This window comes from uncultured Clostridium sp. (assembly GCF_937920395.1).
Taxonomy (GTDB): Bacteria; Bacillota; Clostridia; order Clostridiales; family Clostridiaceae; genus Clostridium_AD.
In genome coordinates, this window is sequence record NZ_CALEVF010000064.1 from 1 (window position 1) to 20,119 (window position 20,119).

Consider the following 20,119-nt stretch of genomic DNA (forward strand, 5'->3'; position numbering starts at 1 on the left):
GAACATTTATATGTAATATAATACATTAAAGGACATAATAAATCTATACTTATTTAGTAATACATGACAATATCCTATATTATAACATAAAATTTTCGATTTATAGTTAATATACTTCAATTGAATATATTGTATTACTAATTATTCGACATTAGTAAAACAAATAAAACATATAGCAATTAATATAAGACAAAAAAATAGAAGCTTTTACATAGCTTCTATTTTTTTGATTATTTTATCAATGCATCCTCTAAACCCATTCCAATCGTAGCTATAGATTGAGCACCGGCTACAGTAAGTTTCTTATTAATTAGGAAATAAGGAACTACATCGACTCCGATGTCTTGAGATTCTTTTTCATCCATTTGAACTCTATCAGTATATTTATCAGTATTTAAGATTTTACGAACAACTTCTTCTTCAAGGCCTGCTTCTTTAGAAATTTCAACTAAAGTATTTATATCTGAAATGTTTTTGCTATCAGTAAAATATGATTTAAATATAAGGCTTACAATTTTTTCTTCTTTACCAATTGCTTTTGAATACTGAAGTAACCTATGTGCATATAAAGTATTGACTGGAATAGCTTTATCAAGTCTATATACAAGTCCAAGCTCTTTAGCTTCAGCAGTTAATCTTTTATTGTTTTCTTCGGCTTCTTGAATAGTTATTCCATATTCCTTTGAAATTAACTCACTAATAGTACCAGTGTACACTTTACTAGCATTAGGATTTAATTCAAAACTTTTATAAATTATCTCTACGTTTTCTTTATCAGAAAAATTTTCAAGTGCTTTTTCAAACTTAGCTTTTCCTAAATAACAGAATGGGCATACAAAATCTAACCACATTTCTACTTTCATTATAGATCACTCCCCGTATTTTGGATTTTAGTAACTAAATTATTCCACTTTGGTTATAGGTTGTCAAGTGTGTTGGTATATAAGAGATACTATAGAAGAAAATGTAGGGAATATAAATGAAAATAATAGCAATTAACGGTAGTCCAAGAAAAGAGGTCTTTTATAGAAAGATTTATGTTCCCATATTTAGTTTATGATACATCTTATTCAAGTCTTTTTGGATCTTTTGAATCATTGTTCGTCAATGATACATATCAATTTAATGATTATTCAAAATATGTTTCAACATGTTTTTATGAAAAGAAAAAGGCACAAGTTAGAAAAGAGCAGTTTCCAAAGGAATGTATAAACGCTTTTAATATGGAAGTAAGATTCGCGGAGTAAATTACATCTACATAAAGTAATGGGAATAGAGATAATATTTATAAAATATTTCATCAAGTCTTTTTAGAAAAGGCACAATGAAATTAAAATCAACCGCCCATTGGTCTCATTTTACCATCACTTTAATAGTATTGTACTGAAAATTATTCAATAATATAACACATTATTATACTATTATTGATATGAATTATATATAAGAAAATAAAATATAGTTTTACAGAAGTTATACTTGTATTATATTCATAACTATAATTTATGTACTTGACATAGCAACATAGTTGCAATACAATATAGTTACTAGGTTACATTACAAGGTAGGTGATATGAAATGGCAAATTCGTCTCAATTATTAAAAGGAATTTTAGAAGGTTGTATATTAAAAATAATTTTAGAAAAAGAAACCTATGGGTATGAATTATATAGTTCGCTAAAAATCAATGGTTTTGATGATTTATCTGAAGGGACTTTATATCCTTTGTTAATAAGGCTTGAAAAAAATGGCTTATTGTCTTCGATAAGCAGGGATTCACCACTAGGGCCAAAACGAAAATATTATTCTCTTACTAAACTCGGGGAACAGGAATTTTTAAACTTTTGTAGCTCATGGGATAAAATTTCAAAATCAGTCAATAGAATATTGGGGGATGATCTAATTGATTAAAACAAAATCATTAATAAAACAATTAAATAAAGCATCTGAGAACTTATCTAAAGAAAGCAAAAGTGTATTTGATGATATTGTAGTCTATGTAAGAACATCAAATATAAAAACAAGAGATGCTGAAGAATTTTCACAACAGATACTAGACAGTTTTTTAAATGCAGAGCAGCAAGGTGTAAGTATTGAAGAGGTACTAGGAACAACAGATATTAAGCATTACTGCGAAGAAATAGTAACTACCTATAAATCAAGTTATAATTACTCATCACTATGTAGCGAATATGTTATGTATACAGGCATGATAATAACAATATTATCAATTATTAATTATATTACACAAAATTTAGAGACAATTATAAAATATGGTATTAATGATTTTACTTTTTATATAAGTTTTAATTTAGGAATTATTTTGCAGCTTTTGATTATAGGTATTACTATAATTACTATTATGGCTTATATCAAAAAAAGCTGTTTTATGGAAGAAGTCAAGGTTAGTAAAATAAAAGAGTTTTTTAAACTTTGGGTAATAGTATGTCTATGGTTTGGTATTATGGTTGCTTGTATGTTTTTAAGAAAAATATTAGTATTTAGATTAAATATAATTATAGTTCTTATTGTAGGTATTGCTTTATATTTTATAGGCCATTATTTATCAGAAAAATAAATAAATTAATATAATATTTATTGTGATGTTCTTTGGTAGATACCATAAGACATGTAAAAATTAATATTTCTTTAATTTAAAAAAGGTAACACGAACATAATATAAAAAATTATGTTCGTGTCACCTTTTTTATTGCATAATTTAGAATTAAGATATCAATGACTAATCCTAAAATTATAATTAGTATTTCTGAAATTATTGATAAAGTAAAATACTCACCTATCTGAATAAACATTAGTGCTGTTAATACGGAAGTAACTAAGAATATACTAATTAAAATAGAAAATTTCACCTTCCCAATTTTTTTTTCATATTCAATAATATCGCCCATTATATCAAGTAGCATAGATATCCCCAAAACAATACTACCCCATTTTTGAATTCCAATAACTTTAGCAAAAACCCAAAAGAATATCCCGAACACTATAATAAAATGTTTGTATTTTCTCCATAAACTCATAATAATCTACCTCCTAGTATAGACATAGCTTTTATTGCATAGTTGTGTTAATTATAAATTATAGTTAATTAAAATTTTACAGGTTTTCACAATAAAAACAATACAAATTGCATGAAACGTACATACTTTGTCATAAACAACTATTTTTATATATAAGCTAATTCGAATGATACAGTATATCCTTTATATATAAATTTTTAACATTTTTCTAACTATTGATATACTATGAAATTAGAGTTATAGTTATATTACTAATTAAAATAATATTAAAAAAGGGAGAGGATTATTAATGACAAATAAAAAACTAACACCAGAGGAAATATCAAAAATAGAAAACGATAAACTTGAACAAGCAAAAAAAGATGCGAATTTTGAACCAGAGCCATCCGATTCAGAGTTTGATATTTGTGGACCTTTACATTGTGATAAAGAACTATAAAACATATGGGCAATCTCTATACCTTAAAGTTAATTAAGGTATAGAGATTGCTTTTTTTATTTTATAGGGAATTATGGTACAAAGATGTATAATGCTATAAATGCGTAAAAATTTAATTTTACTGATAATGTACTGCAGAAGTGAATTCTTGTATAAAAGGGGTTCCGCTTGCGGATATCAGATCTACGGTTGAAATGGCAACTTGTAGGGCAGAATGTGGTTCGTAATTAGATCCATTTTTAACACTATACCCTGAAAAGCTGTGAATCATGTAATGATTATTCTTATATTTGCCAAGGTACATCATAACATGCCCGTCTAAAAATAGTGCAGCGCCTGGTTTTAATTTATCTATTAAAGTGTACCTATTTTTTAGTGAATCATCCCTTTTGAATTTAAAAGAATTAGTTTTATTAGAAAAACTATTTTCTTGTTGGCAAGCATTGCGTGGAAGTAATAACCCAAAACATTTATAAATTGTTAGAATAAAGCTAGAACAGTCTTTTCCAGAAAACTTATCTCCCCAATCGTAGGGTGTATCGATAAATTTAAGTGCCTGATTTATTATGTTATACCTTGTATATGGAAGGCTTCCATTTGTAATGTCTTTGGTGGTATCTATAGTAGCAGTTTTAAATATAAGTTTGCCATTAATGTCACGAGTTGGATATTTTATCATAAGATTATCTATTAAAGTAGATCCGTTATGCTTTAATAAACATATCCTCGTACCCATTTCACATTTTATAGTTACTTGGGTGGAGTCTTTTCCGTTAATGGTTAAATTAGTTTCTTTGGCAATAACCATTAGGAAGTCTTTGCTTCTAGAATAATCAAAAATTTGTGTTTTATCTTGTGATAATGCTATATCAGTACTTTTAATCCAGCCAAAATAATTGTAAAGTTTCACAAAATACCATTTTTTATCACGACTTCTATGGAGTACTAAAACGGGTTCAAAAGGAAGGCAACTTGTTTGTTGAAACCTGTCAAAATTATTTATTTTGCTATGTTCAAAAGATGAGAAAATAGGATCATCTACAGGAAAACTTCTTACTGAAGTCTTTTTTATGCTTATACCATATTCAATTGTAGTATGATTTTTTATTTTATTTAAATTTAAATTACGTATAATTTCTTTAAAATAATTATTGAGGAGTAACTGCCCACTAGAATCAAACATATCTTTATTGAATAGTTCATATGATTGTATGAGATCTATGAGGGTTTTAGAAGCTATAGTATCCTCTTCGTTATATAAATCATATAATGAAGTTATTCTAGGTCTGAGATTATTATTGAACTTTTCAATTTCATCTACAGAAAGTATATTTTCTTTCGCGTTAGTAATATCACGCATCCAAAACGAAGCTGAATACATAAAACTGGGTAATATATAGTCATCTTTATACATAAAGACACCTCACTAGTTAAAGAATTATATACATTATAATGCTAATTTAAAATATAATCTATATTAAATATAGATAGGTTATTTATATATATATAAATAAGCCTTAACTTTTGGAGTTGAGCGAAATGAAAATTATTGATGTAAAGATTGAATATATTTCTGTCCCATTAAACAGGCCATTTAAAACTGCATTAAGAACGGTTAATAGTGTTGAGGATGTAATTGTAAAAGTAATAACTGACTGTGGTAATATTGGGTTTGGGGAGGCTCCTCCAACAGCGGTTATAACTGGAGATACTACAGGAGCAATTGTTAGTGCAATAAATGATGTTATTAAAAAAACTATAATTGGTATGAAAATAGAAAATTTTGAAGAGCTCATGATAAAATTAAACAAATGTATGGTAAATAATACGAGTGCAAAAGCAGCAGTTGATATCGCCCTTTATGATCTTTATGGTCAATTGTACAATGCACCTTTGTATAAATTACTGGGTGGTTATAGAAAACAAATAACTACCGATATAACAATAAGCGTTAATGATCCTATAGAGATGTCCCAAGATAGCTTAGAGGCTGTAAGGCTAGGATATAAGACACTTAAGATTAAGGTTGGGAAAGAAGCAAATCTAGATATAAAAAGGTTACAAAAGATTAGAGAAGTTATTGGTCCAGATATAAAAGTCAGAATAGATGCTAATCAAGGGTGGACACCAAAAGAGGCAGTTAAGATTTTGAGAAGAATGGAGGATTTAGGACTGGATATTGAGCTTGTAGAACAACCTGTAAAAGCACATGATTTTGAGGGCCTGAAGTTTGTTTCAGATAATGTATATATACCAGTTATGGCTGATGAGAGTGTGTTCTCTCCAATGGATGCATTAATAATAATGCAGATGAGAGCAGCTGACCTTATAAATATAAAATTAATGAAAACAGGTGGGATTCATAATGCACTTAAAATTTGTTCTATGGCAGAGATATACGGAGTGAAGTGTATGATAGGATGCATGCTAGAGGCAAAAGTAAGTGTAACAGCAGCGGCTCACCTAGCTGCTGCAAAAAGTATTATAACTAAAGTTGATTTAGACGGTCCAGTTTTATGTAAAGAAGATCCAATTATTGGAGGAGCCATATTTAAAGGAAACACTATTATTCTTTGCGATGCTCCAGGGCTTGGTATAACAGGGGTTGTTTGTAATGACCATTAAATATTTTAGTGAAGGTCCTAACAATCCCCAAAATATTAACATAAAACCTTTTTTTTCAGAAAAAGATTCTACTGGACATATATTGTCTTGAAGTTGGCATATTATAGGAGGATAATAAAGATAGCTAAAGAAAAATAGTTAGATAAATTAAGTCAACTTCTGCAATTAAAATCTAAGGAGGCAAGGCGATGAAAATATATTCAATGTTAGAGACCTATGATGTGATAACTAATGAACGCTCTACTATTTTTAAATTAGATAAACATTTGGAAGCTCCAAACTGGACTAAGGATGGAAAATATATTATATATAATTCTGAGGGGCTTATTTGGCAGTATGATCTAGAAAGCGGAGAACATAGAAAAATAGATACCGGTGATATAACGGACTGTAATAATGACCATGTTCTTTCAGCAGATGGTATGAATATTGCAGTTAGCAGCATGGCTCCTGGTACTGATACGACTGCATGCGGTTATAATTCTTATGTTTATATAATTGCATTATCTGGAGGTATACCAAGAAAGGTTACTCCACTTTCACCTAGTTTTCTTCATGGATGGTCGAATGATGGTAAAATTTTAACCTATTGTGCAATGCGTGATGAGAAGAAGGGGGATATATATACTATCCCAGTTGAAGGTGGAGAAGAAACCAGATTGACGAATACGCAAGGTCTGAGTGATGGACCTGAGTATTCAGCAGATGGAAAGCATATATGGTTTAACTCTATACAATCGGGATCGATGCAAATTTGGCGTATGAATAATGATGGGAGCAATCAGAGACAAATAACTAAGGACGAACGAGATAATTGGTTTCCTCACGTTTCACCGAGCAATAAAAAAGTAGCCTATATATCTTATGAAAATGGTGATGTAGAACCGGGTGATCATCCAGCCAATAAAAATGTGGAGATTCATATCATGAATTATGATGGAACTAAGAATCACACAGTAGTAAATTTATTTGGTGGACAAGGAACATTTAATGTGAATTCCTGGTCACCAGATAGTAAAAAATTTGCATTTGTAAGTTATGAGTTATAGTAATTAAAAAGTAAATATAATATTAATAAAAAATAACTATTTAGCAGGAAAAAACTCTCAAATGTAGAATAGATATATAAAAGATTATTTAAAGGAGGTCAAATAAATGCCAAAATTTGAAATTCCCAAAGATAAGGATGAAATAAAAAAACAAATTAAAGCCTTACAAAGCCTATTACCTATAGATGATAAAAAAAGTGATAGGAAAAGTAAGCAAATACATCAAGATGAAATTAAAGCCCTTAAAAAAGCTTTAAGTGCGCAATAAGAGTTATTAACTATTAATATATTTATCACATAACACGCTCCTTTTTTATTAATACTATAAAAAAGGAGCGTGTTATTATATGAAAAATAAAAAATATAGCAAGTTATTATCTATCATTGTTGCATTAACATTAATGGTTAGTCTTTATTCGTCGGCAATAGTTTAGGCGGATACTATAAGAAATCAATATAATGGAACTCCGTCAATACTTGCAAAGGGTAACCATGAAGTTGGTAAGGGAGGAACATATGCCTCTGGATTAGTTGTAAGCAATAGCAATTATGCTGTATATGCAATAATTCATCAAGCAAATCATTTATAACTACTGATATGGATAATATTAAATCATCTTTGAATTCCATAAATTCATCAACATCGTTTTTTGTTGTTTCTCATTGCCCTATTCATTATTTTGGAAAATGAACAACAGGAAATGCATCAATGCTTGTTGATATTCTTAATAATCATAGTAAGTTAATATTCCTTTGGAGACATAATCATACGGTACATGATACAAACTACGGTAAAGCTAAAGTATCAGGTGATACCATGCAATGTTCAAAGTCATCTTCGGCAATTCCTATCAAATTTACGTATGCAAATATGGGTGCCATGAATCAAGAAAATAATGGAGCATATGGACTACTTATAAATTTAATAAAAGAGAGTAATAGTACAAACATTAAGTTTGACTATAAAGATATTTCGGGAAAAACTATTTCAAATTATTCTGTGATCATAAGTTACAATATGCCTGTAAGGGTAAAATATAAAAACTGTTTCTAGTGCATTAGAAACAGTTTTTGTATTTAGTAGAGTTTATTCAGCTTTAGCAATTAAGCAAGTAGATTATACTTGCATAGGTACATGCTTAATGAAAAAGGGGTATAATAAATGTAAGCATGAAAAGTTAAATAGGTTTGAAAGTTTAAGAGTTAAAATTTTTTTACTAGGAGAGGATTGTTGTGAAAAAACTGATTTTAGTAACATCACCACCAGCAAGTGGAAAAACTTATATAGCAAAAAAACTTGCAGAGGCATTACAACATGTTGTCTATCTTGATAAAGATACACTCATAAAATTGTCAAAACAGATTTTTGTTGTAGCAGGTGAAGAATATAATAGAAGCTCAGATTTTTTTAATGAAAACATACGCGATTATGAATACGAAACAATAGTAGAACTCGCAATGGAAGCTCTGAATTATGATGATATTGTGCTAATTAATGCACCATTTACAAAAGAAATACGAGATTTAAATTATGTCAAAAAGTTAAAAGAGGCATTAAAACAAAAGAATGCGTCATTAGTCGTTATTTGGGTAAAAACTTCAATCGAAGTAACGAAGCAAAGAATGATTGAGAGAAATTCTGATAGGGATACATGGAAACTTGCGAATTGGAATGAATATATTTCAGGAATTAATTTTGATATTCCTATTGCTTTGGATGATCCATGTGTAAAAGATGATTTGCTTATCTTCGAAAACTCTTCTGATAAAGAATTCGAAGGTTCCTTAACAAAAACAATAGATATACTGGAAGAATCATCGGGTAGAAAATAAATCAATGCTATATTGGTAAAAGAAGGGAAGGGTTAAATTGAAAAAAATTGCAGTTCTTTTAGCAGAAGGATTTGAAGAGGGCGAGGCATTATTTGTAGTTGATGTTTTAAGAAGAGCAGGCTTTCAATGTAATTTGGTAAGTATCAATGAAGAAATGGTAAAAGGTTCTCATGGTATTAGGGTACTAGTGGATAAAATTATAAGTGATGAAATAAAAGAATATGATATGATTGTTTTACCGGGTGGATTACCGGGCGCAACAAATTTAAGAGATGATGAAAGGGTCATTGAATTAGTAAAATATTTTGATAAAGCACCGGAAAAATTTGTTGCTGCTATTTGTGCTGCACCAATGGTTTTAGAAAAAGCAGGAATTATTAAGGGGCGCAAAATAACATCATATCCTGGAGATGAAAATACTACATTATTTAAAGAGGCAAATTATGTAGAAGATATTGTTGCGGTAGATGATCACTTGATCACTAGCAGAGGACCAGCTTCAGTCCTACCATTTGCTTATACATTAGTAGATGTATTAGGTGGCAATAGTAGTGTGTTAAAGCAAGGAATGCTTTATGATATGGTAAGACAAAGTAAATTCAAGTAGATAATATGAAAGAAAATATAATCAGTTTATATTGAATTTATATTGAGATAATAACTAAGCTTTATTAAATTAATAATGTTCGAAAAATGTGAATTAAGGGGAGCCAATTTTTGGCTCCCCTTAATTCACATTATATTTGTAATAAATAAACTCACCATATTTATTGCACATCCATATATATACAATATGCTTGTTTTAACTTTAACATATACAACAAAAAACTGTTTTACTGTCTTCTCAGCAAATTATACATACACAACTCATAAATGGGGGAGGAAGAGGAGGAGAAACAGTAGTAAGTTCTGCTACAGTGCGAACTATTTCTGACGGTGCAAGAAATGGTAGTCATATTTTCAAAACTTTTGGTTTCATAAGTATGTATCTATTTATAGCTTTAGTTATAATTGCATTGATAGCGAAAAAATTAAATTATAAAAGATGGAAACTAATTCATAAGATTATGGTTATAGCTTATATTATTGGTATTACCCATTACTATGGAAGTTCAAATTATGCTGTTTTGGGATTAGACCCATTTAGAAGTTTTTATCAATCAGATATATCACAGGATTACTCTATTGATTTCTTTTATGCTTTCAATAATTAAGAGGAAGGTGCATATGTTGAGGAGATAATGGGAATGCCTAATAGAAACAACTTAAGAGTGCATTTATTGAATTCACAAGAAGAAGGATTTTTGTCTGGTGAAAAGATAATTAAATATTATAGGCTTTCATTATGATAATTTTCAATTTAAATAAATAAACATAAGTAATTATTTTTTAGAATTAACGGATATCACGAGAAGCTTTAATTATAAAATGATTGAACTTAATCGTAAAAAGTGTTATGCTATCAATGGTAAACTGAGTAGAATGTGTTTGCTACATTAAAATTAAGTATAAAATTGTAATTAATAACACAATATATTGAAGAGCTTATTTTTATAGGCTCTTTTTTAGTGATAAAAAGAGAGGTAATAATATGATTAAAGTTGATAACTTGTCCTACTCATTTCCGCAAAAGGACTTGTATAATAACATCTCATTTACATTAGAAGATGGTCAGCATTGTGCTTTTATAGGAACAAATGGCAGCGGAAAAAGCACACTGATAGATATAATTATGGATCCAGAAAAATATATGTTCGATGGAAAGCTCGAGATGGACCCCAATTCTAGAATTGGGTATGTAAGTCAATTCTCACAACTGGATAAAATGAAAGAAATTACAGTCTTCGAATATATTGGGGAAAAATTTATAAAACTACAAAATGAAATAACATCTATTTGCAGCAAAATGGAAACATCTTCAGATATTGAATCTTTACTAGAAAAGTATCAACAAGCTTTAGATGCATTCGATGCAATTAATGGGGATGATTTCGAAAACAACATTAATAAAAATCTAAGTCTTGCAAACTTAATCAAGTTTAAAGATTTAATGATATCTGAACTTAGTGGTGGGGAATTCAAGCTTATTCAAGTAATTAGGGAAATGTTAAATAGTCCAGAATTAATGATTATGGATGAACCTGATGTGTTTTTAGATTTTGGGAACCTTAATTCTCTTAAAGATCTAATAATTTCACACAAAGGAACAATGTTAATTGTTACGCACAATAGATATTTATTGAATCATTGTTTCAACAAAATTTTGCATCTTGAAAATAAGGAGCTCCAAGAGTTTGATGGAAGCTATATTGATTATAACTTCTCATTACTCCAAACTAAAATTGAAATGCAAGAACTAGCTATTGCTGATGATGAAGAATTTTGGAGAAATGAGATGTTAATAAAAAAACTAAGATATCTCGCAACTGAGCATACTGAAGCTGCTAAAGGAAAATCTCTAAATGCTAGAGTTAAAATTCAAGAAAGATTAGAAAAACGTAGAATTAAAGCGCCATTTGTAGATATTAAAGAACCGAATATTACTTTAGTTACAAATAATGAAATAGCAGAAACCATTGCTTTAAAAGTTAATGATTACAGTGTTAGCTTTGATGATATGCTTCTAGAAAATGTTAATTTTGAGATTAAATCTACTGATAAAGTAGCTATTGTCGGATTAAATGGTACCGGTAAAACAACTTTATTCACAGAAATCTATAAAAATAATAATGATTCTATTGAGATAAATGAGGAAGTTGAAGTGGCTTATTTATCTCAACTTCAAGGTAAAACACTAAATGAGTCTAATACTATACTTGAAGAGTTCATAGATGCTGGGTTTAAAACTTATGAAGAAATTAAATTATATGTTGCTGGCTATGGGTTTGAAGAAGAAATCGTTAATCAAAAGATAGGGTCTTTATCTGGCGGAGAAAAAAATATGCTTCAACTGGCTAAAATTTCTGCTAGTAACGCAAACATGTTGCTTCTTGATGAACCTACAAGTCATTTAGATACCTATTCACAAATAGCACTGGAAAAAGCTATAAAAAACTATAAAGGTGCGATTCTCATGATTTCTCATGATTTCTACTCTATAGTAAACTGTATGGATTTTGTTTTAATTATTGAAGATAAGACAATTAGAAAAATGAGTATGCGAAAATTTAGAAAGGTGATTTATGCTAGTTATTTTGACAAAGATTATTTAGCGATTGAACAAAAGAAAAAATTAGTTGAAACAAAAATAGCAATGGCTTTAAAAGCAACTGATATTGAGCTTGCAAAAGTTTTGTCAGAGGAGTTAGAAGGGCTGATTAAGTTACTCTAAATTTAGTGAGTAGTTATAAACACTCCATTTAAGACTGCTTTATGTCGCTAATGATTATATTGAAAAATCAAATAAATACAACAGTAAAAGTTTATTTCATAGAGAAATCTATGGGGTAGGCTTTTTCTAGTTATTTAGATTATAAATCTGTAATTATTTACAAAAATGTTACTTTATATAAAGGTGTTTGGGATTTAATATAGAATTATAATTAGTAAAAGAACTAACTTGTTTGGAGTAGGTTCTTTGAAAAATAAATCTTATGTTAAGGATAAATTTGATTAAGGAAATCTTATTGGAAAAGAAAATTATTCTACGTATATCTCGAATTGCAGCAGGATTTATGTTAGTAGGAAGTTTTATACTATTGCAAATTATTCCAAAATAAAAGCAATCAATTTAAGTAACACATATATCAGTTAGTAAAAAGAAAAGGATTAAGGCACAAAATGCCTTAATCTTTTTTATGGTATAATTTCTCAAGAGAACTAGGGGGCGGTGTTATGGAAGATTATCATAAAATTAATTTTGTCATCACCATATTAATAGCGTTGCTACTTGTAGGAACATTTGGATATAAACTTTTATTAGGTGTTAGCATTGTAGATGCATTATATATGACTGTTATAACAATATCAACAGTAGGATATACTGAAGTGGCTATTATGGATGCAAAAGCTAAGATTTTTACTATAGTTCTTATTTTTTTAAGTTTAGGTACTGTGGGGTATATATTTAGTAGCATTGTAGCTTATTTTTAGATGGAGATTTAAAAGATGCATGGAGGAGGAGACGTATGGAAGTTGGGATATCTAATTTAAAAGACCACTATATAATATGTGGAGGGGGTGAAACAAGTGGGAATGCTATAAAGCAATTTAAAAAAAGTAATGTCCCATTTGTTGTAATAGATAAAGATGAAGAAATAATAAAGGGACTAATAGAAAATAAAATATATGCTATTCAAGGAGATGCTACGGAGGAAGAGGTATTAGATAAGGTACAGATAAAATTTGCTAAGGGCCTTATTTCTTCATTGTCTACAGATGCGGATAATGTTTATACAGTCTTAACTGCAAGAGAAATGAACAGTAAATTATATATTGTATCTAGAGCTATAAATAAAAATGCAAATGAAAAACTAATAAAAGCAGGTGCAAACAATACAATCTCTCCAAATGAAATAGGCGGAAGTAGAATGGCAGCTCTAATGCTTAGACCTACCGTTATTGCTTTTTTAGATATAGTAACCCATGATGGAGATCTGATTTTGGACTTAGAGGATGTTACTATTTGTGAAGATTCCATTATAATAAATAGGAGTCTCATGGAAGCTAAAATTCCTGAAAAAACAGGACTAATAGTTTTAGCCATTAAGATGAGTAGTAATGAAAAATTAGTTTTTAATCCAAGTTCTAACCAGATACTAAAAATGGGTGATACCATGGTAGTTCTAGGGACAGAAGAACAGGTTGTTAAACTTAAAGAAATCGCTAAAGACATAGGACAAAGAAAGTTAAGTTAGTTGCCTGAGAAGGTAAGAATGTAGGATTAGGAGGTCAGATATGATTAAAATGATAAAAATAATTATTGAAATAATTAATGAATTGCATGATATGCTTACAAATTTATTTGATAGCTTTGGTATGCAGTTTTCAGATAAGCAACTTCATTTTATTATTATAGGAATAGTTGGGATGTTTATTTATTTAGTAGTGAATTATCTCTTTAAAGCTATTTCTAAATATAGTATTTCTGCATTATCATTTATATATACAGTAACTGTACTTGTGGTTATTGTGTTTGGTATCGAAATTGAGCAAAAAATTACGAATAGAGGTCATATGGAATTTTCAGATATAGTAGCAGGACTATGGGGATTTACTGCATTTTTTGTTGCTTATCTTATAATTTATGGTTGTATTTTACTAATTAAAAAGTTCATAAAAAAATATGGACAGAAAAGATCGCTTAACCACTAACTATCTCTGTTTAGAACACTTTTATATCTTGTGCCATTCCATCTTTTCCTAAAAGCTAAGGGCGTTATTCCCTCACGTTCTTTGAAAAGGTTAATTAAATGGCTTGTATTATGAATTCCTAGTTTAGAGGCAATTTCTGAAACGGGGATTTCAGAATATTTCAATAATTCTTTAGCTAAAGAAATGCGATTTAAGATTAAGTATTCATTTGGTGTAACACCAATATATTTTTTAAACTCTTTTTCTAGATAGTATTTACTAATTGAACATTCTTTAGCTAACATATCTAGAGTAGTTTTATCTGTTAAATTTTTATCTAAATAATTCATTATATCTTTTATAAATTTGGGAAGGAAGGGTTTGGGAGAATTAGGAGCAGAAATATTAAATAGAAACTCTGTTAAAAGGTCTACTAATAGCTTAGAAGTTAATGGTTCAGTTTTTATATTTTTTTCTTGGTGAGTTAATATTAATTGCCGGATAATTGAAGGTACTATACAATCTTTTTCAAAGTTACATATTGGAGAATTACTTTGAGCGAATTGTTGATAATAACCACAGCTTGTCCCACCATTAAAATGAACCCAAAGAATCTCCCAAGGGTCACTAGTATCAGCTTTATAGTACTGATATTTCATGCAATCAATAAAAAAACTTTGGCCTTCACACATAGTATATGATTCATCATCATATTTTAAATATCCTTTTCCGGATAAAACGTAAACAATTAAATAAGAATTTAAATTTTCTCTCTCAGTATAATAATTAGACCTAGTTTTAAAATATCCCACTTCTTCTATATAAAAATAAACTGATTTAGCGACCAAGCTAGGAGTAGTTATAATACGAACTGAATCATCAGACCAGTCATAAGATACATTTTCTTTAAAGTTTTTAATTTAAAAAACCTCCAAACAAGATACTAGTATTTTACAATAACATTCTTTGATATTTTGATTGCTGTAAACTATTACAATCAATTTTAAAGAATTATATTTATTATAAGTAATAAAACATATAAAATCAATAGCTCTAATAAATATTAATTAATCTTATATATTTATTAGAGCTATTTCAAATTTGGAAATTCGCTTAATAGTATTTATTAAAAGCATTTCTAAGCAACATACTATTATTTCCTAGCAACATCCTTTGATGTTTTATCTATTGTAAACGATTATAATAAAATTGTAAAAGAGTAAATTATTTTTAATATAAGGAGTGATTGAATATGTCGAATTTAACTGCTATAAAACCTATTAAAAAACCACGTATCGGACTTTATACTATTGGACTACGAGCGTATTGGGGACAATTTGAAGGACTTAAAGATCGAATGATAGAATATGGTAAGTTTTTAGAAAAGGGAATGTCAGGCCTTGGAGAAATATTTAATTACGGATTGGTAGATACGCAAGAAGAAGGAAGAAAAGCGGGTGAATGGTTTAATAAAAACAATGTAGATTTAATATTCTGCCATTCTGGAACTTACGCAACAAGTTCAACGGTATTACCTGTTCACCAAATTTGTAAGGCACCTGCAATAATTTTAAATTTACAACCAACTGACCGAATAAACTATGAAAAAACAACAACCGGTGAATGGCTTGCATATTGTGGTGCATGTCCTGTGCCTGAAATATCCAATGTATTTAATCGTGCAGGAATTAAGTTTAGAGTAGTAAATGGATTGCTTGGACTAGACTATACTCCAAAAATTTCTTTAGCAAATGAAAACACCAGTGAAAAAAAAGAAGCAATTAAAGCATGGAAAAATATTAATGAATGGATTAGGGCAGCCTCGGTTATAAGAAAATTAAAGCATAGTAGCTTTGGATTTTTAGGTGGGTATTATAGCGGCATGCTTGATATGTATAGTGATTTTGCTATGATACAAGCACAAACAGGAATGCATATAGAAATGCTTGAAATGTGTGATCTTGATAAATTTTTAAATGATGTTACCGAGGATGAAGTCAAAGAAAAAATGGAAGAAGTGTTAGAAATGTTTGAGATTAGTGGTGATTCACCATCTGATCCTTTAGCTAAAAAGCCAACAGAACATCAGATAGAATGGTCATGTAAAATTGCAGCTGCCCAAGAAAAAATGGTAAAAGAATATAATCTGGATGCTTTAACGTATTATTATCATGGATCAGAAGGAAATCATTATGAGAAAGTTCAGAGTGGATTTATAGTGGGACATTCATTACTTACAGCAAAAGGAATTCCTTGTGCTGGAGAGGGAGATTTAAAAACAAACCTAGCTATGAAAATATCTGATATTTTAGGAGTCGGTGGTAGTTTTTCAGAGATTGTAGTAATCGATTACGTGGATGGAACTATTATCTTAGGTCATGATGGCCCTTTTCATATAGCAATATCAAATAGAAAGCCTATTTTAAGAGGAATGGGTCTATATCATGGAAAGAGAGGAACCGGTGTATCGGTTGAAGCTAAGGTTAAAACTGGAGATGTCACTACACTTAATGTAACACAAACTATAGATGGTAAATTAAAATTTATAATTAGTGAAGGAAAATCTACAAATGGTCCTACAATGCAAATTGGGAATACTCAAACACCAATTAAATTTAAGAAAGAACCAGATGAATATATGGAGCAGTGGTTTGCAGAATCACCTACACATCATTGTGCAATGTCTATTGGGAAAAATGCCACACTATTTGAAAAGGTTGCAGATCTTTTAAATATAGCACACGTGACTTTATAATAAAGAGGAGGTATTTAAATGTCTGATGCAAAGAGTAATTTTAAGGAAACACTAATTGTGTCAATGTCCAACTTTTTGGATGCAGGTGCAATTGTAGCAGGAGCTTGTGGATTGACTATGTGGGTAAATTTTTTAAATCTAAATGATTCGGCAGTAGGTTTACTCGCAGCAGTTAGTGCAAATGGATTTGGAGCAGCGATTGGTGCCTTAATAGGTGGTCGCTTAGCCGATAAATATGGAAGAAAATTCATATATAAGTATGATTTATTAATATATATGGTTGGTGTTCTATTAATAGCTTTATCTATGAATTTTCAGATGCTTTTAATAGGATACATTATTACGGGTATAGCGGTAGGTGCAGTAGTTCCAGCATCTTGGACTTATTTAGGAGAACAAGCGCCTAAAGGAAAACGTTGTGCAAACATTGGATGGGGTCAATTTTCATGGGGATTTGCACCTATGACAATATTTATTTTATCCATTTTTCTAAGTAATTTAGGTTTACTTGGAAACAGAATTATGTTTGGAATATTATTTGTTATTGCTTTAATTACATGGATTTTACAACAGCAGATTAGGGAGTCTGAAGTTTGGGAGGAGCAAAAAGAAAAAGAGAAAACGAATGGATATGTGAAAGCTCCTATTAGTGAAGTATTTACAAGTAAACCCAACAGACAAGCTTTTACTCTTTCCGCTGGTATTTATATTTTATGGGCATTGGTTGCTGGATTACAGGGATATTTTTTACCATATATTTTCACCAAAATAGGAGATTTAACTAATTTACAATCAAATGGTTTGAATGCTCTCATCTGGCTTCTAACAATTCTTTCCACTTGGTTAATTTTTATAAAAAAAGGAGATACGTGGAATAGAAAGGTATTATTTTCAATAGGTTGTTTAATGCAAATTGTGGCATGGCTTGTTCTTATTTTTGCACCAATGGGCTGGTTCTCACTTATATTCTTTGATATAGTATGGGGAATTTCGGCTGGATTTAGTTCGCAATGTTTCTTTGCTCTTTGGAGTGTAGAACTTTTTAAAACACAATATAGAGGTCAAGTACAGGGGATTATATTCTTCTTGGTACGTGCAGGGGTAGGAATAATTTCTTTAGTTTTCCCTACTATGCTAACATCTTTTGGTTTTGCGAAAACGGGAATGTTTTTAGTGGCTATCCTAGTTGCACAATTGGTAATTGGGTTAATTTATACTCCAGAAACTAGAGGAATGAGTGTTTCTGAAATAGAAACTCAAAGATATGTACAAGATTAACAATCACAAAGTTAAACTTCTTATCAACAGGTAATCTTGTGATTGAAATTAGTAAAATGACTTAAATTTATTCAACTGTAAAAAGTCTTACGAAATAGTAAGGCTTTTTTCACATCCTTTAGGAATTTATGTACTATATTTTACTTTTATTACGCTTAGTATCCATACACTTTATTTTTTATGTTGATTAGATTATAATAAGGTGTATTAGAAAAGGTGGTGCTATAATGAGTTTAAACAAACAAAAGAAAATTGCTATTGTGAATGATTTTACCGGATTTGGACGATGTTCTATAGCAGTTGCATTACCCATTATATCAGCAATGAAGATACAATGCTGTCCATTACCTACTGCAATATTATCAGCACATACAGGATTTCCAAGTTTCTTTTTTGATGATTATACTCCTCATATGAGGGATTACATGAATAATTGGAAAGAGCTTGATTTACAATTTGATGGAATCTGTACTGGATTTTTAGGTTCAAAAGAACAAATTGATATTGTTGTAGAATTTCTAGAAAATTTTAAAACAAAAGATACGACTGTCATGGTCGATCCTGTGATGGGTGACTATGGAAAACTTTATTCTACATATACACAGGAAATGTGTGATGAGATGAAGAAGTTAATTAAATATGCGGATGTAATGACACCTAATCTTACTGAAGCCTGTAGACTTCTTGATATTCCTTATCCCAAAAGAGCTTTGAGTCCTGAGCAACTTGAAAATATTGCAAAAGAACTTTGCACAAAAGGTCCAGATAAAATTGTTATCACTGGACTGCAACATAATGGGAATATCCGAAACTTTATATATGAAACAGGAAAACCATATACTATAATAGAAGTAAAAAAAATTGGTGAAGATCGTTCAGGTACGGGAGATGTTTTTTCATCTATTGTAGTTGCGAATATTGTTAAAGGAGTAGATATCGTGACTGCGGTAAAAAAAGCTACGGATTTTATTAGCAAAGCAATTAATTATACTGCTAAAATAGGTACGCCAGTAAATGATGGTATTTGCTTTGAAGAATATTTGACTGACTTACAATAACATAGCATAAATTTAGTAATATAAAGAAAAAGAGGATGATATAATATGGTTATTTTATATACATATAACAATGGTGTTTATATCAATTTAAAAGATGTTGATATCACGAGTAAAGATTTGATAAAGAAAAATATTTATATTAATTTAACTAACAATTGCCCTTGTTCTTGTTTGTTTTGTTTAAGAAAAACTAAGGAAATGGCTAAATCAAATAGTCTATGGTTAGACACAGAACCTAGTGCTCAACAAGTTATAGAAGAGTTTGAAAAATATGATTTAGCTAAGTTCAATGAAATTATATTTTGCGGATTTGGAGAACCCTTAACCCGTCTTGATGAGGTATTAGAAGTGGCAAAACACTTAAAAAATAGAAGCAGCAATAATCCAATTCGTATAAACACTAATGGACTCGCGGATTTAGTTAATAAAAAGGAAACTGCAATATTTTTTAAAGACTTGATTAATACCGTATCCATAAGCCTTAATGCATCAAATGCGAAAGAATATTTAAGATTAACTCGTAGCGAATTTGGTATAGAATCTTATGACGCAATGCTGAAATTTACGATCAGCTGTAAAGTGTATGTTCCAAATGTAGTTATGACAGTAGTCGATTGCATTGGACAAGAAGAAATAGATGCTTGTAAAGCTGTATGTGATAGTATTTGCGTACCTTTAAGAGTACGTCCTTTTGAATAAGATAAAGTTGTATGCAATCCAAGTCCAATTATAGGATTAAGTATTATTAAAAAGTA

Annotated in this window: 23 protein-coding genes; 19 read left to right on the forward strand and 4 right to left on the reverse strand. The window is 29.7% G+C overall.

Annotated elements, in window-relative coordinates; all coding sequences use genetic code 11:
* Positions 1 to 230: 230 nt before the first annotated feature.
* Positions 231 to 863: a DsbA family oxidoreductase gene (locus Q0649_RS07085; RefSeq protein WP_298839372.1), complete on the reverse strand. Its 633-nt coding sequence runs from the start codon at positions 861 to 863 to the stop codon at positions 231 to 233.
* A 174-nt stretch (positions 864 to 1,037) separates the two neighbouring features.
* Here Q0649_RS07085 and Q0649_RS07090 point away from each other — a divergent pair, with 174 nt between their 5' ends.
* The 3 genes from Q0649_RS07090 to Q0649_RS07100 all read left to right on the forward strand — a co-directional run bounded on the left by Q0649_RS07090 (position 1,038) and on the right by Q0649_RS07100 (position 2,575).
* Positions 1,038 to 1,247: a hypothetical protein gene (locus tag Q0649_RS07090; RefSeq protein WP_298839374.1), complete on the forward strand. Its 210-nt coding sequence runs from the start codon at positions 1,038 to 1,040 to the stop codon at positions 1,245 to 1,247.
* A 328-nt stretch (positions 1,248 to 1,575) separates the two neighbouring features.
* Positions 1,576 to 1,908, forward strand: coding sequence for a PadR family transcriptional regulator (locus Q0649_RS07095; protein WP_298839377.1), 333 nt, complete (start codon positions 1,576 to 1,578; stop codon positions 1,906 to 1,908).
* A complete protein-coding gene (locus tag Q0649_RS07100; RefSeq protein ID WP_298839381.1) occupies positions 1,901 to 2,575 on the forward strand; it encodes a DUF1048 domain-containing protein in 675 nt (224 codons plus the stop codon). The genes Q0649_RS07095 and Q0649_RS07100 overlap by 8 nt, the downstream gene beginning before the upstream one ends.
* 109 nt (positions 2,576 to 2,684) lie before the next feature.
* Here Q0649_RS07100 and Q0649_RS07105 read toward each other — a convergent pair whose 3' ends face one another.
* The gene (locus Q0649_RS07105) at positions 2,685 to 3,035 is read right to left on the reverse strand and encodes a hypothetical protein (protein ID WP_298839384.1); all 351 of its coding nucleotides are present in this window, start codon (positions 3,033 to 3,035) and stop codon (positions 2,685 to 2,687) included.
* Between the two features lie 289 nt (positions 3,036 to 3,324).
* On the opposite strand from Q0649_RS07105, the gene Q0649_RS07110 reads away from it, so the two are divergent.
* Positions 3,325 to 3,474 (forward strand): hypothetical protein, encoded by a 150-nt coding sequence (locus Q0649_RS07110; RefSeq protein ID WP_298839387.1) that lies wholly within the window; start codon positions 3,325 to 3,327, stop codon positions 3,472 to 3,474.
* A 118-nt stretch (positions 3,475 to 3,592) separates the two neighbouring features.
* On the opposite strand, the gene Q0649_RS07115 is transcribed toward Q0649_RS07110, so the two are convergent.
* Positions 3,593 to 4,888 (reverse strand): SH3 domain-containing protein, encoded by a 1,296-nt coding sequence (locus Q0649_RS07115; RefSeq protein WP_298839390.1) that lies wholly within the window; start codon positions 4,886 to 4,888, stop codon positions 3,593 to 3,595.
* Positions 4,889 to 5,013: 125 nt separating this feature from the next.
* Between Q0649_RS07115 and Q0649_RS07120 the strand changes: the two genes are divergently transcribed.
* From Q0649_RS07120 to Q0649_RS07170, 11 genes are all read left to right on the forward strand, one after another.
* The gene (locus Q0649_RS07120) at positions 5,014 to 6,099 is read left to right on the forward strand and encodes a dipeptide epimerase (protein ID WP_298839392.1); all 1,086 of its coding nucleotides are present in this window, start codon (positions 5,014 to 5,016) and stop codon (positions 6,097 to 6,099) included.
* A 188-nt stretch (positions 6,100 to 6,287) separates the two neighbouring features.
* A complete protein-coding gene (locus Q0649_RS07125) occupies positions 6,288 to 7,148 on the forward strand; it encodes a hypothetical protein (protein WP_298839395.1) in 861 nt (286 codons plus the stop codon).
* 106 nt (positions 7,149 to 7,254) lie between these two features.
* Positions 7,255 to 7,416: a hypothetical protein gene (locus Q0649_RS07130; RefSeq protein WP_298839398.1), complete on the forward strand. Its 162-nt coding sequence runs from the start codon at positions 7,255 to 7,257 to the stop codon at positions 7,414 to 7,416.
* Between the two features lie 441 nt (positions 7,417 to 7,857).
* Positions 7,858 to 8,202: a hypothetical protein gene (locus Q0649_RS07135; protein WP_298839401.1), complete on the forward strand. Its 345-nt coding sequence runs from the start codon at positions 7,858 to 7,860 to the stop codon at positions 8,200 to 8,202.
* Between the two features lie 179 nt (positions 8,203 to 8,381).
* A complete protein-coding gene (locus Q0649_RS07140) occupies positions 8,382 to 8,981 on the forward strand; it encodes an AAA family ATPase (protein ID WP_298839404.1) in 600 nt (199 codons plus the stop codon).
* A gap of 37 nt (positions 8,982 to 9,018) precedes the next feature.
* Positions 9,019 to 9,588, forward strand: coding sequence for a DJ-1 family glyoxalase III (locus tag Q0649_RS07145; RefSeq protein WP_298839409.1), 570 nt, complete (start codon positions 9,019 to 9,021; stop codon positions 9,586 to 9,588).
* Between the two features lie 310 nt (positions 9,589 to 9,898).
* Complete coding sequence (locus tag Q0649_RS07150) at positions 9,899 to 10,195, forward strand: ferric reductase-like transmembrane domain-containing protein (RefSeq protein ID WP_298839412.1); 297 nt, start codon at positions 9,899 to 9,901, stop codon at positions 10,193 to 10,195.
* Positions 10,196 to 10,572: 377 nt separating this feature from the next.
* Positions 10,573 to 12,312: an ABC-F family ATP-binding cassette domain-containing protein gene (locus Q0649_RS07155; RefSeq protein ID WP_298839415.1), complete on the forward strand. Its 1,740-nt coding sequence runs from the start codon at positions 10,573 to 10,575 to the stop codon at positions 12,310 to 12,312.
* A gap of 503 nt (positions 12,313 to 12,815) precedes the next feature.
* Positions 12,816 to 13,073: an ion channel gene (locus tag Q0649_RS07160; protein WP_298839418.1), complete on the forward strand. Its 258-nt coding sequence runs from the start codon at positions 12,816 to 12,818 to the stop codon at positions 13,071 to 13,073.
* A gap of 35 nt (positions 13,074 to 13,108) precedes the next feature.
* Positions 13,109 to 13,837, forward strand: a complete 729-nt coding sequence (locus Q0649_RS07165) for a TrkA family potassium uptake protein (RefSeq protein WP_298839420.1) — start codon at positions 13,109 to 13,111, stop codon at positions 13,835 to 13,837.
* A gap of 40 nt (positions 13,838 to 13,877) precedes the next feature.
* Complete coding sequence (locus Q0649_RS07170) at positions 13,878 to 14,294, forward strand: hypothetical protein (protein WP_298839423.1); 417 nt, start codon at positions 13,878 to 13,880, stop codon at positions 14,292 to 14,294.
* On the opposite strand, the gene Q0649_RS07175 is transcribed toward Q0649_RS07170, so the two are convergent.
* Positions 14,291 to 15,121, reverse strand: coding sequence for an AraC family transcriptional regulator (locus Q0649_RS07175; RefSeq protein ID WP_298839426.1), 831 nt, complete (start codon positions 15,119 to 15,121; stop codon positions 14,291 to 14,293). The two genes, Q0649_RS07170 and Q0649_RS07175, sit on opposite strands and share 4 nt — an antisense overlap.
* Positions 15,122 to 15,525: 404 nt before the next feature.
* Here Q0649_RS07175 and Q0649_RS07180 point away from each other — a divergent pair, with 404 nt between their 5' ends.
* The 4 genes from Q0649_RS07180 (at position 15,526) to Q0649_RS07195 (ending at position 20,063) form a co-directional block, all read left to right on the forward strand.
* A complete protein-coding gene (locus tag Q0649_RS07180; protein ID WP_298839429.1) occupies positions 15,526 to 17,028 on the forward strand; it encodes an L-fucose/L-arabinose isomerase family protein in 1,503 nt (500 codons plus the stop codon).
* 18 nt (positions 17,029 to 17,046) lie between these two features.
* Positions 17,047 to 18,306, forward strand: coding sequence for an MFS transporter (locus Q0649_RS07185; protein ID WP_298839431.1), 1,260 nt, complete (start codon positions 17,047 to 17,049; stop codon positions 18,304 to 18,306).
* 227 nt (positions 18,307 to 18,533) lie between these two features.
* Positions 18,534 to 19,364, forward strand: a complete 831-nt coding sequence (locus Q0649_RS07190) for a pyridoxamine kinase (protein ID WP_298839434.1) — start codon at positions 18,534 to 18,536, stop codon at positions 19,362 to 19,364.
* Between the two features lie 45 nt (positions 19,365 to 19,409).
* Positions 19,410 to 20,063 (forward strand): TatD family nuclease-associated radical SAM protein, encoded by a 654-nt coding sequence (locus tag Q0649_RS07195; RefSeq protein ID WP_298839437.1) that lies wholly within the window; start codon positions 19,410 to 19,412, stop codon positions 20,061 to 20,063.
* The last annotated feature ends 56 nt before the right edge of the window (positions 20,064 to 20,119 follow it).

Excerpts from the sequence above, each read along its gene's own strand:
- Q0649_RS07085 (WP_298839372.1), bottom strand. The coding sequence starts at position 863 with ATGAAAGTAGAAATGTGGTTAGATTTTGTATGCCCATTCTGTTATTTA.
- Q0649_RS07090 (WP_298839374.1), top strand. The coding sequence starts at position 1,038 with ATGTTCCCATATTTAGTTTATGATACATCTTATTCAAGTCTTTTTGGA.
- Q0649_RS07095 (WP_298839377.1), top strand. The coding sequence starts at position 1,576 with ATGGCAAATTCGTCTCAATTATTAAAAGGAATTTTAGAAGGTTGTATA.
- Q0649_RS07105 (WP_298839384.1), bottom strand. The coding sequence starts at position 3,035 with ATGAGTTTATGGAGAAAATACAAACATTTTATTATAGTGTTCGGGATA.
- Q0649_RS07110 (WP_298839387.1), top strand. The coding sequence starts at position 3,325 with ATGACAAATAAAAAACTAACACCAGAGGAAATATCAAAAATAGAAAAC.
- Q0649_RS07115 (WP_298839390.1), bottom strand. The coding sequence starts at position 4,888 with ATGTATAAAGATGACTATATATTACCCAGTTTTATGTATTCAGCTTCG.
- Q0649_RS07120 (WP_298839392.1), top strand. The coding sequence starts at position 5,014 with ATGAAAATTATTGATGTAAAGATTGAATATATTTCTGTCCCATTAAAC.
- Q0649_RS07125 (WP_298839395.1), top strand. The coding sequence starts at position 6,288 with ATGAAAATATATTCAATGTTAGAGACCTATGATGTGATAACTAATGAA.
- Q0649_RS07130 (WP_298839398.1), top strand. The coding sequence starts at position 7,255 with ATGCCAAAATTTGAAATTCCCAAAGATAAGGATGAAATAAAAAAACAA.
- Q0649_RS07135 (WP_298839401.1), top strand. The coding sequence starts at position 7,858 with ATGCTTGTTGATATTCTTAATAATCATAGTAAGTTAATATTCCTTTGG.
- Q0649_RS07155 (WP_298839415.1), top strand. The coding sequence starts at position 10,573 with ATGATTAAAGTTGATAACTTGTCCTACTCATTTCCGCAAAAGGACTTG.
- Q0649_RS07160 (WP_298839418.1), top strand. The coding sequence starts at position 12,816 with ATGGAAGATTATCATAAAATTAATTTTGTCATCACCATATTAATAGCG.
- Q0649_RS07165 (WP_298839420.1), top strand. The coding sequence starts at position 13,109 with ATGGAAGTTGGGATATCTAATTTAAAAGACCACTATATAATATGTGGA.
- Q0649_RS07170 (WP_298839423.1), top strand. The coding sequence starts at position 13,878 with ATGATTAAAATGATAAAAATAATTATTGAAATAATTAATGAATTGCAT.
- Q0649_RS07180 (WP_298839429.1), top strand. The coding sequence starts at position 15,526 with ATGTCGAATTTAACTGCTATAAAACCTATTAAAAAACCACGTATCGGA.
- Q0649_RS07185 (WP_298839431.1), top strand. The coding sequence starts at position 17,047 with ATGTCTGATGCAAAGAGTAATTTTAAGGAAACACTAATTGTGTCAATG.
- Q0649_RS07190 (WP_298839434.1), top strand. The coding sequence starts at position 18,534 with ATGAGTTTAAACAAACAAAAGAAAATTGCTATTGTGAATGATTTTACC.
- Q0649_RS07195 (WP_298839437.1), top strand. The coding sequence starts at position 19,410 with ATGGTTATTTTATATACATATAACAATGGTGTTTATATCAATTTAAAA.